General features: G+C 66.4%; 15 protein-coding genes and 1 pseudogene. 4 read left to right on the forward strand and 12 right to left on the reverse strand.

Going from position 1 to position 13,745, the window contains the following annotated elements:
- Positions 1–507: 507 nt before the first annotated feature.
- The 4 genes and pseudogenes from ACZ6MZ_RS02695 to ACZ6MZ_RS02710 form a co-directional block, all read right to left on the reverse strand.
- A pseudogene (locus ACZ6MZ_RS02695) lies at positions 508–760 on the reverse strand (IS5/IS1182 family transposase); the annotation flags it as partial.
- 185 nt (positions 761–945) lie between these two features.
- Positions 946–1,515 (reverse strand): hypothetical protein, encoded by a 570-nt coding sequence (locus tag ACZ6MZ_RS02700; protein ID WP_469349375.1) that lies wholly within the window; start codon positions 1,513–1,515, stop codon positions 946–948.
- Between the two features lie 78 nt (positions 1,516–1,593).
- Positions 1,594–2,112: a NucA/NucB deoxyribonuclease domain-containing protein gene (locus ACZ6MZ_RS02705; RefSeq protein ID WP_389781999.1), complete on the reverse strand. Its 519-nt coding sequence runs from the start codon at positions 2,110–2,112 to the stop codon at positions 1,594–1,596.
- Between the two features lie 313 nt (positions 2,113–2,425).
- Positions 2,426–3,439: a DUF6236 family protein gene (locus tag ACZ6MZ_RS02710; protein WP_384328349.1), complete on the reverse strand. Its 1,014-nt coding sequence runs from the start codon at positions 3,437–3,439 to the stop codon at positions 2,426–2,428.
- Positions 3,440–3,639: 200 nt separating this feature from the next.
- Here ACZ6MZ_RS02710 and ACZ6MZ_RS02715 point away from each other — a divergent pair, with 200 nt between their 5' ends.
- Complete coding sequence (locus tag ACZ6MZ_RS02715) at positions 3,640–3,933, forward strand: hypothetical protein (protein ID WP_469349377.1); 294 nt, start codon at positions 3,640–3,642, stop codon at positions 3,931–3,933.
- 40 nt (positions 3,934–3,973) lie between these two features.
- Here the strand turns inward: ACZ6MZ_RS02715 and ACZ6MZ_RS02720 are convergent, their stop codons facing one another.
- The gene (locus tag ACZ6MZ_RS02720) at positions 3,974–4,516 is read right to left on the reverse strand and encodes an NUDIX hydrolase (RefSeq protein ID WP_384328347.1); all 543 of its coding nucleotides are present in this window, start codon (positions 4,514–4,516) and stop codon (positions 3,974–3,976) included.
- 214 nt (positions 4,517–4,730) lie between these two features.
- On the opposite strand from ACZ6MZ_RS02720, the gene ACZ6MZ_RS02725 reads away from it, so the two are divergent.
- A complete protein-coding gene (locus tag ACZ6MZ_RS02725) occupies positions 4,731–5,312 on the forward strand; it encodes a hypothetical protein (protein ID WP_469349378.1) in 582 nt (193 codons plus the stop codon).
- Between the two features lie 698 nt (positions 5,313–6,010).
- On the opposite strand, the gene ACZ6MZ_RS02730 is transcribed toward ACZ6MZ_RS02725, so the two are convergent.
- On the reverse strand, positions 6,011–6,853 hold the full coding sequence (locus ACZ6MZ_RS02730) for a class I SAM-dependent methyltransferase (protein ID WP_384179364.1): 843 nt from the start codon (positions 6,851–6,853) through the stop codon (positions 6,011–6,013).
- Between the two features lie 286 nt (positions 6,854–7,139).
- Between ACZ6MZ_RS02730 and ACZ6MZ_RS02735 the strand changes: the two genes are divergently transcribed.
- Positions 7,140–7,442, forward strand: coding sequence for a hypothetical protein (locus ACZ6MZ_RS02735; protein ID WP_469349379.1), 303 nt, complete (start codon positions 7,140–7,142; stop codon positions 7,440–7,442).
- 52 nt (positions 7,443–7,494) lie between these two features.
- On the forward strand, positions 7,495–7,803 hold the full coding sequence (locus ACZ6MZ_RS02740; protein ID WP_389781986.1) for an ArsR/SmtB family transcription factor: 309 nt from the start codon (positions 7,495–7,497) through the stop codon (positions 7,801–7,803).
- Positions 7,804–7,819: 16 nt separating this feature from the next.
- Here the strand turns inward: ACZ6MZ_RS02740 and ACZ6MZ_RS02745 are convergent, their stop codons facing one another.
- The 6 genes from ACZ6MZ_RS02745 to rpsR form a co-directional block, all read right to left on the reverse strand.
- On the reverse strand, positions 7,820–9,037 hold the full coding sequence (locus ACZ6MZ_RS02745; protein WP_469349380.1) for an aminotransferase class V-fold PLP-dependent enzyme: 1,218 nt from the start codon (positions 9,035–9,037) through the stop codon (positions 7,820–7,822).
- A 5-nt stretch (positions 9,038–9,042) separates the two neighbouring features.
- Positions 9,043–10,368 (reverse strand): pyridoxal-phosphate dependent enzyme, encoded by a 1,326-nt coding sequence (locus ACZ6MZ_RS02750; RefSeq protein ID WP_469349381.1) that lies wholly within the window; start codon positions 10,366–10,368, stop codon positions 9,043–9,045.
- The gene (locus tag ACZ6MZ_RS02755) at positions 10,365–11,846 is read right to left on the reverse strand and encodes a type III PLP-dependent enzyme domain-containing protein (protein ID WP_469349383.1); all 1,482 of its coding nucleotides are present in this window, start codon (positions 11,844–11,846) and stop codon (positions 10,365–10,367) included. The genes ACZ6MZ_RS02750 and ACZ6MZ_RS02755 overlap by 4 nt, the downstream gene beginning before the upstream one ends.
- 159 nt (positions 11,847–12,005) lie before the next feature.
- The gene (locus ACZ6MZ_RS02760) at positions 12,006–13,184 is read right to left on the reverse strand and encodes a GTP-binding protein (RefSeq protein ID WP_469349385.1); all 1,179 of its coding nucleotides are present in this window, start codon (positions 13,182–13,184) and stop codon (positions 12,006–12,008) included.
- 5 nt (positions 13,185–13,189) lie between these two features.
- Positions 13,190–13,360 (reverse strand): 50S ribosomal protein L32, encoded by a 171-nt coding sequence (gene rpmF / locus ACZ6MZ_RS02765; protein WP_389781974.1) that lies wholly within the window; start codon positions 13,358–13,360, stop codon positions 13,190–13,192.
- Between the two features lie 133 nt (positions 13,361–13,493).
- A complete protein-coding gene (gene rpsR / locus ACZ6MZ_RS02770; RefSeq protein WP_384328327.1) occupies positions 13,494–13,730 on the reverse strand; it encodes a 30S ribosomal protein S18 in 237 nt (78 codons plus the stop codon).
- Positions 13,731–13,745 lie beyond the last annotated feature (15 nt).

The following is a 13,745-nucleotide window of genomic DNA, read 5'->3' on the forward strand; positions in this document are numbered from 1 at the left end:
GACCGCTTATCCAGCAACAGCGGTCCTGTCTCCGCTCCATGCCCCCGGCGGAGTTCGCGGGAAGCGGCATTGCCTTCGCAATGCCGCAACGCCTCACGCTCCTGTGACCCAGTTCACAGGAAATGCGTCTCGCCATTCGAGAAGTCCGGCGCGGGAAGGCTCGCGCATCGCGCGGGAGGTCGCCGAAACTGGGCTTCTGCCAGCAGAAAGGGCTGGTGGAGGGCTGGCGGGACAAGAAATGGTCTAGACAACAAAGGAGGCCCAAGTCGCTGACTTGGGCCTTCGTCGTGGAGCGGGTGACGAGAATCGAACTCGCGCTCTGAGCTTGGGAAGCAACGGCGCCTAGAAGCACCGCAGTGCTCTGACCAGGGATTACTTGGGCCTGCGAGGGGTACTGGAGCCGGTTGCATTGACCGCTTCTGACCCTGGTGTACCGCCCTGAAGGGCTGGGATGGGGCTGGCCGCGCCTCGGCGGCTACGAGGGGAACGCGGGTGGCCTTGGGCCGGTACGTGCATCTTGGAACCCGGCTTGCCCCGGTCCACGGGGCTCGGGCCTGTGAGTTCGCCCCCTTTCTTTAGCCCGGACGTGCGCGGAGTCGAGGACCACGCGGGAGAGGTCGAGCAGGCCGCACTCGTCGATCCTGTCGATGACGGCCTCGTGCAGGCTCCCCCAGACACCTGCCCTGGACCAGATCACGAAACGCCGATGGGCCGTCGACTTCGAGATCCCGAAGCACGGCGGCAGAGCCCATCCGGAACAATCCAACTCCACGTACCCCGCCCCATGCATAGCCCAACGAGCCGTCTCCACATGGGACACGGTCTAAATAGGACAGGCCCATTCTTGAAAGGGTGCCAGGCGCGATCAGCTACTCGGGTAGCGTGTCGTGCAACAACGAATGACTCGGCCTGACTGTTTTCTCAGGCGACAAGCAGGCTGGCTTTCTATCGTTGGGCGACGCCGCCGATCCAACCCGTGACTCCGAGGCAGCTGTTCAACGTGTGACCAGATACCGCGGCGAAAGCTACGTCGGTCCTGTCGATGGTCCTCATGTCTTTCAGGCGCGGGTCCATGGCGCGGAGGCCGCCCGGGTGGAATCCCACCTGGGCGAGCTGCTGATCGATTGCTTCGTCATCGCTGTGTCCCCAGCGGTTGCCCGTGTGGATGTCGAGTCCGAAGAGGATGCCGTCGTCGCGGGCGATGAGCAGGCGTGCGTCTTCGTCGGTGAAGCAGGTGCTGTGGACGGTTCCGCATCGTTCGGAAAGTGCCTGCATCACGCGTGGTGTGCAGCCGATCCATCCGGTTTCGCCGTTGGTCTCGATGGTGATGGACCAATCGGGGGAGACGGCGCGGGCGGCGAGGAACCCTGCTTCTTCGTCGTGAAGATCGGAGAGGATGTTACTGACGGGAGCGGCCTGGGCGACGCCGAGATGGTGGAGGAGATCTTCTGGCGTGGTGGGGGCGAGGGTGAACGCTGCCATGCCGAATTCACGGTAGATGAAGTGTAGGTCCACGGTGCTTGTCCTCAAGATACAGAAGAGCCGCGCCAGGGTTGGCGCGGCTCTTCAGCTTATCTACCTGGTGCGTCGGGGTTAGGTGACGCGCACGTAGAAGGTGTCGTTCGAGTCGTCCGGGAACGGGAGCGTGGGGTCCCAGGCCAGAACGCGGTCAGTTCCGTAGAAGCCCGAGAGGCTACCGCCGGCGGACTGGTTTTGCGTGGTGTCGACAGCGCGGACGGAGAAGTCCCAGTTCGTGCTGGCAGCTCCCTCGAGGGTGGAGCGGAACGGGTACTCATCGCAGTCCTGTCCCAGGGTGGGCCGCAGAATTGACGGAAGACCCGTGGTCGCGTACTCGCCCGTACTGCTGCAGGCCGCATCCTTGTGCGCGGTGTTCGTGTTCATGACGGACAGGTGGAGGCTCTCGGTCAGCCGGTGCAGACCTTCGTTCCCCCACGTTCCGTCGTACTCCCCCGGGAACTTCTTGAGGGAGCCGCTGCTGGGGTAGGTGCTGTTCGGGCTGGCGAACGCGTCCTTGATGTGCTGCGCGACTCCCTTGTTCGGTGAGTCCGTGGCAGTGGAGTACGCGAGGAACGGCACCGCCTCGAGGAACACGCACGACTCAGGTCTCGTGAAGCGGATCGCGGTACGCGGCGCGCATGGCGCGTCCCGTGCTGCTGCCAGGGCGGACCGCGTGGCCGGGGTCACGGTCGGTGGGTGCGGAGCGGGGGGCCTCCGTCGGCTGCCGAGCTCGAAGACGTAACCGCGTTTGCTGTAGGAGTCTGCCTCCTAAGACGTACGCGCTCACGGCTCGTTCGTGAGCTTGTCGCATCTCTCGTTCAGCGGTCTCGGACCAGCTACCGCCGCCAGCCGGCAAGTTCACCGAACGCCTCAGGCTGCTCTGACGCTGCCCACCCTCTGAACCTTGTTACGCCAGCTCTCGATCAACGTGGTGAAGGTAGCTGAACGGGTGCTCCTTCTTCGCCTGGGACAGCGGGCGGACTTCACGGGTGGCGACATTGAACGCGATACTGCCGGCTACCCCGGCAAGCCAGCCCAGATGGGGAACGATCAGGGCCCCTGCGGCGGCCGCGGCCACTCCCACGGTGACCGAGATGGATCTGCTTACCCACGCCATGCGGCTGCTCCTCGTCACGGACTCGTAGTCCTTGTGTGCCTGCGTCAACTCCACCCGCATCCGTTGCAGGACATCGGCAGGGTGCTCCCAGTTGCGGCGCAGGTCGACGAGCATGGTCTGAGTGGCGTCTATCAGTCGTTGCCGCTCGCCGTCATACCGGTTACGGAACTCCAGGACCTCCGAGGTCGGGGTACCTGGCGCAGGGACGGGCAGAAGCCGGCCGAGTTCGACTCGCCATGCCGCTGTGCCGTCGCCGAGGGCTGGCAGCCGTAGCGACGTCTCGTGGGCGAATCTTTGATCGGTGTAGGGCGTGTATGCGCGAGCTGTGGTTTCTGCAGCCAGTTCCCGTGCCAGAGCGCCGATCAGCAGCAATTGCACTTCCTTGGGCACAGCCATACTTCTGCGGCCCGCTCCGTCCAGGCGCTGCCCCAGGCCGAGACGGACAATCTCGTCCTCCAGGAGGTATCCGACCTTCGAGCGGTAGAGGAAGGCAGCGTCCAGGAAGGAAAGCCGCGGGCGTTGTGCCCCAGCGGCCAACTCGCGGAGCTCCTCAATCAAGACTTCATACGACTCACCTCTCGGTCGGTGTCCAGGCCCACCCAGGAGGCGAGTGTGCTGAGGGCCCAGGGCGACGGGGTGATAGAGCCCTCGATCCCTGAGGTCCTTCAACTCGTCCGAGACCGCGTCCTCGTATACATCACGAGACTCCGGCACCACGGACGCGATGCCGTCCCAGTACAACAGCGCCTGGTGGAGAATCTCCTGCGGAGGACTGACCAGCGGGTAGTAGAGCAGAGTGGGCATCGGGTTTCTTTCCTTAGGAACTCGCCCTTGCGAAGAGGGAGTTCACCGTAGCGGAGTACCGATTCTCCTGGCCGGAAGTGGCCGCCCCACGCACGTGGTGAAGCGCACGGGACTGCGGTATTTGTCGTCAGCCCGCTCGTGATGCCCTGCCCAACGAGACGCTCGGCCGGAGAGACAACCACTCTGCGTACCCTCGCAGAATGGACCGTTACGAGGGCACAGCGCGTTTGGAGTGGTGGGCCAACCGTTCAACCTGCCTGGCGCACATCTCTGTCAGGATCGTCCCCACGGTCGGCAGCGGCACATGGGACGCCGCCGCATCACCGCCCCTCGACCGCGACGCGCGTGAAGACGTACAACTGCTCATCGAGGCCAGTCCGTACTTCACTCTGCGCTTCGAAGACGACTCTGCTACCGAGGTCGAAGTGGTGCACTCTGGAGACATTAACCATCTTCGACTGACCGCCAGCGCGACCACCGCTCCGAGCGCGTGACCAAGCAAAGCCAGACGTCACATGCTCGGCCGGACAAGTCCTAGCTGGTGGCGCTGGTGGCCTCGTCCAGCAGGAGGTACAGCAGGCCGACCAGGCTGCCGCTGCTGACCACCTCGCGACGGTCGATCATGCCGCGAATCTCGGACATCGGGATCCACTCGATGCGGTCCGACTCGTTCAGTTCCGTCGGCGGGCCCGCATAGGTGGCAGCCTCAGCGCGGAAGACGTGATGTTCCGAGTCGGTGATGCCATTGGCCGGCTGCGCGTACACCAGGGGCTTCAGGCCCTCCACCCGCCAGCCGGTCTCCTCCTCCACCTCACGAGCCGCCGCCTGCTCCGGGGTCTCGTCGGCCTCGATCAGGCCCATCGGCAGTTCCCAGCCCCAGGTGTCCGTGATGAACCGGTGGCGCCACATCATCAGCACCCGCTTCTGCTCGTCCACCACGGCGGCGACGGCGAGATGCCGCATTCGGACCACATGATGCTCCCACCGCCGGCCGTCCGGCTGCTGGACATCCACGAGCCAGAGATTCACCCACGGGTTGTTGTAAATCTGGCGCTCGCCATGAACCGTCCACCGCATGAGCCAACTCCCTTTCGCCTCTGTGCAGCTCCAAGAATGTCACTTGGACGAGAAGCCGTCTGCTCTGTCGATGACTTCCGGCCGGTACTCGCGTGATCCGGCCGAAGCCGCCTTGGCCCGGACTCCCCGTTGAGCCCGTGTTCCTCGGTGTGAGCCCGCCGGCTTGTGGTGCTATCGGCGATGGCGACGGTTCACTCCGTCTACGCGGGGCGCCGTGGCTGCAGCGGGTGTGGTGGCTCGGTTGGCGTTTCCGCTCCGGGCCAGAGCGGCGCTTGATCGCTTGTCCGGCTGGTTGGCGATACGCCATGTGAGGACTTCGGCTGCCGAGTGGTCGGTGCCCAGCGGTTTCGGCCTGGGCGAGGACGGTGGTGAGGGCGGGCCGGGCGGGGGCAGTGAGCATGCGCTCGGCGTGTTCGGGGAGGGCCTGTCGTACAGCCGCTGCGTACCGGTCGGTGTTCTGCTGGCGCGGGGCCCGCCGGGCGAGGTCGGTGAGCGCCGGCTGGGCCGTGGCGGCGTAGGCGACGCGGAGGTGCACCAGCGTCTGCTCGGCGGCTGCGGCTTGCTGCTCGTGGCCTCGTTTCTCGTGCCAGCGCGCTGCCGCCACGGTGAAGTAGATCGCGGCGACGAGCAGGTCGATTACCACGGCTCCGTCGGTGCTGGTATTGCTGCTGAGAAGCTCTCGGGCCGCCGAGCGCAGGGCGGCAGCCCGCTGGTGGTCGGCGCGGATCGCGGAGCGCCTGGCCCGGTTGTACGCCCGCGCCGCTGCGTGGAGGTCTTCCCGGCTGCTGCTCGGTAGAGCCAGGGCCGTGTCGTAGAGGACATCACCGAAGGCCGCGAGGTGCGCCTGGGCGGCCGCGTCGTCAGGACTGTCGAGTACGGCCTTGGTATCCCGCAGGTGGACCCCTGCCTGCTGCCAGGGATTTGCCGGGTGGGAAGCGGTGACGGGACCGTCCAACGGCTGCTGCCCGACGAGGGCCTCACGGCTGCGGTTGATGGACAGGTCGGGGGCGAGCTTGGAGCCGCCGTACGCTTCCGCCCCGGCGCTGGGCTTTGGCCTGCTCGGCGCCGTACGCGGACGGGCGACTGGCGACGGCCCTGTACGGCACGATCATGATGGGCTACTCGCTCGGCCTCGTGGTGGTCCAGCCCCTCGCGGCGCGATGGGTCGGACGGAGGTCGCACTCGGGGGCGATGGAGATCGGCTTCTCCTGTATGGCCGTTGGCATGGCCGCGTTCGCCACCGGTCGACCGGCCGGTGTGGCGGCGGGGGCCGCGGCGATGAGCGTCGGCACTGGGGTGCTGTTCCTCAGGAATGAACTGGAGGCGCGAGGGCGCGGGTGGCAGCCAGACGGTAGGAGTCGGTGCCGGTCTCGATGATGTTGCCGCCACTCGTCCAGGACGCCGACGCACGCCCCGCGCCCGTCGGATGGCGGGCTTGGGCCAAAACCACCCTCGGTGACCCTACTTGTGGTGCGCGGCGTTCAGCGCCGGCGCTCATGGCCTCCCGTTGCCGGGTTGTCCTGTCGCGGAACGCCTCGTACGGCGTGCTGTCGGCTGTGCCTGTCCGTTGGTCGGCCGCTCCTGGATGGCGACGATGACGCAGCTGTTGCCGATCTGCCAGACGGAGCCGGCCTGGGCGAAGCCCGCCTCTCGGAGGAGCTGGAGGTGACGGGTGACGGTGAGTGCGCAGCCGTTGGCGTGTGCCACGCCGCGTTGACGTCGTACGGCCAGCAGCTCGGCCAGTTCGGGTTCCTGCTCGATGGCGGTCCACCAAGATTCCCAGTCCTCATGTGCGTACGCCTGCTGTCGTTCGGCGCGCCGGTGTCCGACGTGGGCGGTGATCTCGGCGGTGGTGGCGCCGCCGTCCTGGGAGAGGTGGTCGGCGTTGATGAGGACGCCCCCGTCGCGCAGCAGCGGAGTGAGTTCCGCGTAGGTGCGCCGCAGGATGTCTTCCGGCAGGTAGTGGAGCGCCGTGGTGGAGACCACGGCGTCCAGCGGGCCCGAGAGTTGGAGACCGGCGATCCATCCTGTGGTGCCGATGGTCGTCTCGATGTAGCGGGCGGCGTCGGGGTGGCGGGTGCGGGCAAGTTCGAGGAGGAGGGGATCCATGTCCACGGCGACGATTTCCGCGTGCGGCAGCCGTTTCGACAGCCGTGCGGGCAGCGATCCGGGGCCGCAGCCGAGGTCCAGAATGCGAGGGTTGAGGCGGCCGGTGGTCACGTGCTCGACGACGTCGGCGATGACGGTGAAGCGTTCCTCGCGGTCTACCGCGTACCGCTGCTGCTGCTGTTCCCAGCGGTCAACCCACCGTGCGGCCGTTGGCAGACTCATGCCCATGTGATCCCGATTCCTCAGCTTCCTGATGTGCTTGTCCGGTTGCCGCGTCCCCCTGGGCGATACGGCTCCCACCTGCGGCAGGATGCTCCGGCGGCCACCGGATCCGCAGTTCTTGGAAATCATATCCATTAAGCGCCGTCTTGTATGGCGGAGTGCATGTGCGTGCGGCGGCACAGCCGTGTGAGGGTAGATGTATAGCGGAGTTCGCATATGCTGATATTGCAATGTAACAACCCGCGCTGTCGACCTGACGGCCCGGCCCGCACCGATCGATCGGGAGAGACTCATGGCGACTGCCGCCAGTCACCGCATCCACGAAGACCACCCCCACGTGCACGGGGAGGGTTGCGGACATGTGGCGCTGCCGCACCGTGACCACGTCGACTACGCCCATGACGGGCACATCCACACCCCGCATGAAGGGCATGCGGACGAGTGCTCCGCGGGTGAGCATGACGTGCATGAGGGGCATGACCATGAGCATGGTGTCGACTGTGGTCATGCGGCCGTGCCGCACGGCGGTCACACCGATTACGTGCATGACGGCCACCGGCACGCGGCGCATGAAGGTCACTGGGACGATCACTGAACGTCGGCCCGGGCGAGGGTGAATGCTGACATGCTAATGTCAGCATGTGGTAATGAATCCCAGTAGCGACTCTGGCGACGAGCGGGACCAGGGCCTGCACGCGGCCAGTGAGCTGTTGCGGGCCCTGGCCTCGCCGGTGCGGCTCGGGATAGTCAGGGAACTGGCCGGCGGCAGCAAGCCCGTTCACGAACTTGTCGCCGCGCTCGGCGTGAGCCAGCCACTTGTCTCCCAACACCTGCGGGTGCTGCGTGCCACCCACATTGTCTCGGCCCGCCGCCACGCCAGGGAGGTCGAGTACTCACTGACTGACGACCATGTGGCCCATATCGTCCTGGACGCCATCCGGCACGCTCAGGAGTGACCGGGGCCGGTGCTGTTCACTCCAGGGAACCGAGCACGGCGAGCAGTCGGTCGATCTCGTCGGGAGTGTTGTAGAGGTGGGTGCTGACCCGTACGGAACTCGTGCGCTCGCCGGCCTCGCCCTGGCAGTGTCCGTCCGTACGCACCATGAACCCGTGGCTGTAGAGGATGAACCCCAAGTCGGCCGCCTCGATCGCGTGATGACGGATCGTGACGATGCCGCAGCGGTGCTGAACCCGGGAGTCGCGGGCCAGGCTGGTCTGGCAGCCCAGCACTTGATAGGCGGGCAGGTGTCGCAGTCCGTCGGTGAGCCGGAGCGCGAGGGCTGTTGTCCATCGCTCGATACGATCCGTGCCCGCCTCGTCGAGCCAGTCCAGGGAAGCTGACAGGCTGACTATGCCGGTGGTGTTGGGCGTTCCGATCCACCCTCCCGGAGCGAACCGCGGGCCCCGGCTCTGACGGGCCCACACGGCGCCGGACCCCGGTAGTGCCATGGCCTTGTGGCCGGAGAAGGCCACGAAGTCGACGTCGAGGTCTCGGACGGACACCGGGAGATGTCCGACGCTCTGGGCCGCGTCGAGACAGATGGGGATGTCCGGCCCTATCGCCTCACGGATGCGAGGGACGTTCATGTCCGCGCCGTAGACGTGATGGACGTGGGTCGCCGCGACGAAGCGCGTCTGCGGGCCGACCATGGAGGCGAGTGCCCGCATGTCGTAGTCACCCGAGGACGACTGGTACGGCATACCGCGTACCGTTACCCGCACTCCTCGGGAGAGCAGGAGATCTGCGGCCTCCGTCCAGGGGGCGACGTTGGCCTGGTGGTCGGCGAGCGGCACGACGATCTCGTCCCCCTCCCGCAGCGCTCCGACGAGCCAGTCGCGCGCGACGGTGCGCAGCCCCTCGGTGGTACCGCTGGTGAAGTGGACGGTGGACCGATCGGGCGCAGGGTCGTCGAAGAAGGTTTTGACCTGTTCCTTGGTCCGTTCGACCAGGGTGGTCGAGGCGTTCGCCCAGGGGTAGGTGCCACGCCCGGCGTTGGCGTTCGCCGTCGTCAGATACGTGTGGACGGCGTCGAGCATGGCCTGCGGCTTCTGTGCCGTCGCCGCACTGTCGAGATAGACCAGGCCGGGGTGGCCGGTGAGGATCGGGAATTGCTCCCGCAGGGAGCGCTGCCAGTCGCGTAACGCCTCGGGGAAGTCGGCAGCGTGGGTGGGTGGTATGGCTGAGGGCATCGGCGTCAGTCCCTCACCAGCGGTGCGCCGGCGTCACGCCAGGCGATGATGCCGCCGTCCAGACTCCGAACTTCGGAATGTCCCATCCGGGTCAGCAGAGCCGCGAACCGTGCGGACCGGTCACCGACCGGGCAGGCCAGCAGCACAGGCCGGCGCCGGCTGAACGGGAGGCCGCCGCGGACGAGTTCCCCGAACAGTTCGTCAGCGATGTTGATCGAGTCCTCGATGTGCAGCGCGGTGTACGCGGACGCGCTCCGCAGGTCGATGATGAGCGGCTGTGACGCGCGGATCCATGCCTCGGCCTCGTGGGCCGGAACAGAAACGACCGCGCCCAGCTCCGCCTCGGAGACGTCCCGCAGGGAGTTCTTGCGTTCCTTCAAACCGAACAGGTCCGGCCGGCGCTGCTTGACGTAGCTGAGGTAGCTCTCGACCCGGTCGCAGACGATGAACACCGCGGTCCGCCGCTCGCCGTCCGCCGTCGGAGTGTCGACCGTCTGGAGATGACGGACCGCGCCGTGGAAGGCGGCGCCGCCGGTAGGGCCCGCGAGGATGCCGCACCGGCGGTTCAGGGTGAGCATCCCCTCGATGGCCTCGTCGGCGGAGACGGACGCCATGCTGTCGTACGTGGCGGGGTCGAAGAGTCCCACCTCGTGCACCTCGTCGATGGTCCGGATGCCCGGAATGAAATCCGATTTGTGCGCGACCAGCCCCGCGACGTGGACCTTGGGATCAGCTGCACGCAACGCCCTGGCTATCCCGGTGGAAGAGCCGGCCGTGCCCACACAGGCGATGAACCAGTCCGGTGCCCGGCCGTCGAGGTCGGCCAGGATCTCCGGGCCGGTGCCCAGCTCATGTGCCAGCGTGTTGCTCTCGTTGTAGTACTGGTCCGTGTGCAGGTACGTGCTGTCCGGGTCGGACAGGGCACGATGGAAGAGGGTCAACGGATCCTCGGTGTCGGTGGGGTCCAGGCACTCGCTGCGGCCCGGGAGCTCTTCGATCTCGGCCCCCAGCAGGAGGAGCAGGTCCCTCACCTCCGGAACCCGCATGCGGTTTGTGACGCTCTTGAAGGACAGCCCGTACATGCCGGCGATCACCGACAGCGCCTTGGCCGTGTTCCCGCTGGAGAGCTCCACGATCTGACTGCGCTGTTCGACCGCGGACTCCAGCCCGGGCTTCACCATGTTCCACGCCGCCCGGTCCTTCACCGACCCGAAGGGGTTCAGCATCTCCAACTTGGCGTACACATCGATGTGATGCAGCCCATGGACCGCGGGATCTATGCGGACCAGCGGTGTGTCCCCGATCGCCGCGGTGATGCCGTCGTACCTCACTGCGTTCCCCCCAGACCTGCCGTCGGCCAGTACTGTTCATCCAGGCTCCATCGCCAGGAACCGTCGTCCTGCCAGACGGCCACCTTCTCCGCGGCAGGCAGGTGCTGAGCCCGGCTGGCCTGAAAATCCATGCAGTATCCCGCGGTGTTCACGAAGGCGAGCAGATCGCCGGGTCTCGGCAGACGGGGAAGAAACATCAGCCGGCGTGAGATGAGATCCCCTTCCAGGCAAAGGCTGCCGGACAGGAACACCCCTACGCCCTCGCTGTCACGAACCGTGTCATGGCCGAGGATCACCGGATCCATGAATATCCCGTGATCCTCCAGACCGATGTCGTCCGCTTTGGCCGCCAGCCGGACGAGAGGCGGCCCGTCGTCGGTACGCCGTACTTCCAGTACGCGCGCCACGACCACTCCGCACTGGTCGACGAGGGCCCTGCCGGGCTCAGTGCTGAGGTCGTACAGATTCTCCAGGAGCGAGGAGGACAGCGTGCTTCCGGCCTCCGAGCCGGCGGGGCTCGAAAGGATCTCGTCCAGGTACTGTTCGCCCGCAACGGGGCGGTAGGCCGGGTAGAGGCCGAGTGCACCGCGCAGTGTGCCGTTCTCGTTGCGCAAGCCGTAGCCGTGGCCGCGCCAGGACAAGGCAGACCGCCGGCCCAGGACCGCCATGGTCAGTTCGGTGGTGTACTGCTCCCACTGCTCGTGGTGCGCCAAGTAGTTGACGCCGAACCCGCCTCCGATGTCCACCGTACGAGGTCTGAAGCCGCGCTCGCGCAGCACTTCCATCGCTGTGAGGCTGCCTTCCAGCGCGAGAGCCTTTTCGGCGACATTGGTCGTGTCCAGGTGGAAACCCACCCCGGTCAGCTCCAGGGCCGAGCCGCACTCGACGACCGCTCCGAGGATGCTGTCGAGCTCGCTCACAGGCGAGCCGAAACGGCTGGTCCGGCTCAGTATCTTCGCGCCATAGGTGTCGAACGCGGACAGCCGCAGCACGATCCGAACCGGCGGGAGCGAAGACGAACGGACAACGGAGGCCAGCCGCTCCAACTCCGCCCGGCTGTCGACATGAACGGTCACTCCCGTCCGGGCGGCAAGCCAGAGAAAAGGCAGATCCTTGGGACCGGTCGCCATGATCCGGTCCGGTGTGAAGCCGGCACCGAGGGCGTGCTGCAACTCTCCCAGCGACGCGACGTCGGCCGACGCCTCCGTGGCGGCGAGCCTGCGCAGCAGAGCGCTCGAACGGTTGGCCTTGTGGGCGAAGAAGATTGTGCCGCTCAGACGGTGCTTGCGGTATACGGAACGGAACCTGGCAACGTTGTCCGTGACCTGATCGGGCAGCAGCACGTTCAACGGCGAACCGAGAGCGTCCACCAGCGTGCGAAGGAAACCCTCCTCCTGTAACAGGTCGACCATGCGCGGCTCGACACGCGGTTCGAGGTACAAGGGTAAGGGGCTCAACCAGTCTCCTCGGTCGGCCATGGTGACCACCTGCTCGTGACTGTTCGGACGCATACCTTCCCCGGGCTTCTGAGTCGTATGTACGGCGGTGACGCACGGCACGCAGGTGCCGACGTGCAGTTCGGTCCCGGCTGAGAGAGGGCGCTCGGTCCCGGTAGGGGCTCCTTGCTCCATGCGCCGTCAGACCCGGTGCACTGGCACCGACGTGAGATGTTCCTGCTCGCAGGCGTCGTCGATGCCGAACGTGTCCCAGACCGGAAACGGATCGTCGCCGGGCACGGTCTCTTCTTCAGCCATGAGGCAGCCGGTCAGGGCGGTTCGCAGAGCTTCGCTGCGCAGTCCGGTGCCGATGAAGACCAGTTCCTGGCCCTGGGCGGTGTCCGCGTTGCGGGCGCCCGAGGGTTCGAAGCGGGCGACGGCGCCGGCCTGTGACCACAGGCCGGTCACGTTCGGGCGGCCGGCCAGCCAGAAGAACCCTTTGGAGCGCAGGATCTGTCCGAAGATTCCGCTGTCGAGGCCCTCGGTGACGAAAGTCCACAACCGGCCTGCGTGGAAGGGAAGTTCGGATCGGAAGACCATGGAAGAGATGCCGTACTCCTCGGTCTCCGGGACATGGTCGCCGTTGAGTTCCATGACCCACCCCGGCGCCTGTTCGGCGCGTTCCAGGTCGAACAGGGACGTGCCGAGGACCTCGCGCGGCTCGACGCGGCCACGGGTCGCGGGCACGATTCTGGCGACGGGGTTGAGGCGGGAAAGGGCCGCCCGGAGCCGATCGGCGTGCTCCGCGTCGATGAGGTCGAGTTTGTTGAGCACGATGACATCCGCGAACTCGACCTGGTCCATCAACAGGTCGCTGACCGTGCGCTCGTCGTCTTCGTACTGGTCGAGGCCACGTTCGGCCAAACCGTCTCCGCCCACGAGCTCCGGGAGAAAGTTCGCGGCGTCGACAACGGTGACCATGGTGTCGAGTCGCGCGAGATCGCCGAGGGTCGCGCCGTCGTCTCGCGGAAAGGCGAAGGTGGCCGCGACCGGCATGGGCTCGGAGATGCCACTGGACTCGATGAGGAGATAGTCGAACCGGTTCTCGCGGGCCAGCCGGTCGACCTCCTCCAGCAAGTCGTCCCGCAGGGTGCAGCAGATGCATCCGTTGGTCATCTCGACCAGCCGTTCCTCGGTGCGCGACAGGGCGGCCTCGCCGCCCCGTACCAACGCGGCATCGATGTTGATCTCGCTCATGTCGTTGACGATCACCGCGACGCGCAGGCCCTCACGGTTGCTCAGTACATGGTTCAGCAGAGTGGTCTTGCCCGCGCCGAGAAACCCGGACAGGACAGTGACGGGCAGTCGGCCGTGCTTCACGGCGTTCAGCCTTCGGGACGCAGTAGGCCGCGTTCGTACGCCTTAGCCAGTCGCTGCGGCACTCGATACACCGCCCCGTCGACGGTGACAGGCACTAGCTGTGGCGCCGTGGCCTTCCACTGCGCGCGGCGGTGGCGGGTGTTGCTGCGGGACATCTTCCGCTTCGGAACAGCCATGACGTATCTCCTCGGTGGGTGAGCAGCAGACGGTATATGGAAATGGATCCCATTCTCAACTTGGTCGAGGTGGGGCGTGCGTGGTGGCCCTGATCTCGGCGGCCTGTGTCCCGGCCGAGCGAGCGTGCCGGGCTCAACGACTGGAGTACGGCAGGAGCGCCATTTCCCGGGCGTTCTTGATCGCGGCGGCGATCTGTCGCTGCTGCTGGGCTGTGACCCGGGTGACGCGGCGGCTACGGATCTTTCCCCGGTCGGAGATGAACTTCCGCAGCAGGTCGGTGTTCTTGTAGTCGATGTACGTGATCCCTGCCGCGTACAGGGGATTGGGGCGGGATTTCAGGGGCTTGCCAGGGTTCTGACGAGTAGCCATGAGGGTTCCTTGCAG

It is taken from the genome of Streptomyces sp. NPDC042201 (assembly GCF_055582185.1).

Bases quoted from the DNA above. Each gene is read 5' to 3' on its own strand.
- ACZ6MZ_RS02710 (WP_384328349.1), bottom strand. From the start codon at position 3,439: ATGCCCACTCTGCTCTACTACCCGCTGGTCAGTCCTCCGCAGGAGATT.
- ACZ6MZ_RS02715 (WP_469349377.1), top strand. From the start codon at position 3,640: ATGGACCGTTACGAGGGCACAGCGCGTTTGGAGTGGTGGGCCAACCGT.
- ACZ6MZ_RS02720 (WP_384328347.1), bottom strand. From the start codon at position 4,516: ATGCGGTGGACGGTTCATGGCGAGCGCCAGATTTACAACAACCCGTGG.
- ACZ6MZ_RS02730 (WP_384179364.1), bottom strand. From the start codon at position 6,853: ATGGGCATGAGTCTGCCAACGGCCGCACGGTGGGTTGACCGCTGGGAA.
- ACZ6MZ_RS02735 (WP_469349379.1), top strand. From the start codon at position 7,140: ATGGCGACTGCCGCCAGTCACCGCATCCACGAAGACCACCCCCACGTG.
- ACZ6MZ_RS02740 (WP_389781986.1), top strand. From the start codon at position 7,495: ATGAATCCCAGTAGCGACTCTGGCGACGAGCGGGACCAGGGCCTGCAC.
- ACZ6MZ_RS02745 (WP_469349380.1), bottom strand. From the start codon at position 9,037: ATGCCCTCAGCCATACCACCCACCCACGCTGCCGACTTCCCCGAGGCG.
- ACZ6MZ_RS02755 (WP_469349383.1), bottom strand. From the start codon at position 11,846: ATGGCCGACCGAGGAGACTGGTTGAGCCCCTTACCCTTGTACCTCGAA.
- rpmF (WP_389781974.1), bottom strand. From the start codon at position 13,360: ATGGCTGTTCCGAAGCGGAAGATGTCCCGCAGCAACACCCGCCACCGC.
- rpsR (WP_384328327.1), bottom strand. From the start codon at position 13,730: ATGGCTACTCGTCAGAACCCTGGCAAGCCCCTGAAATCCCGCCCCAAT.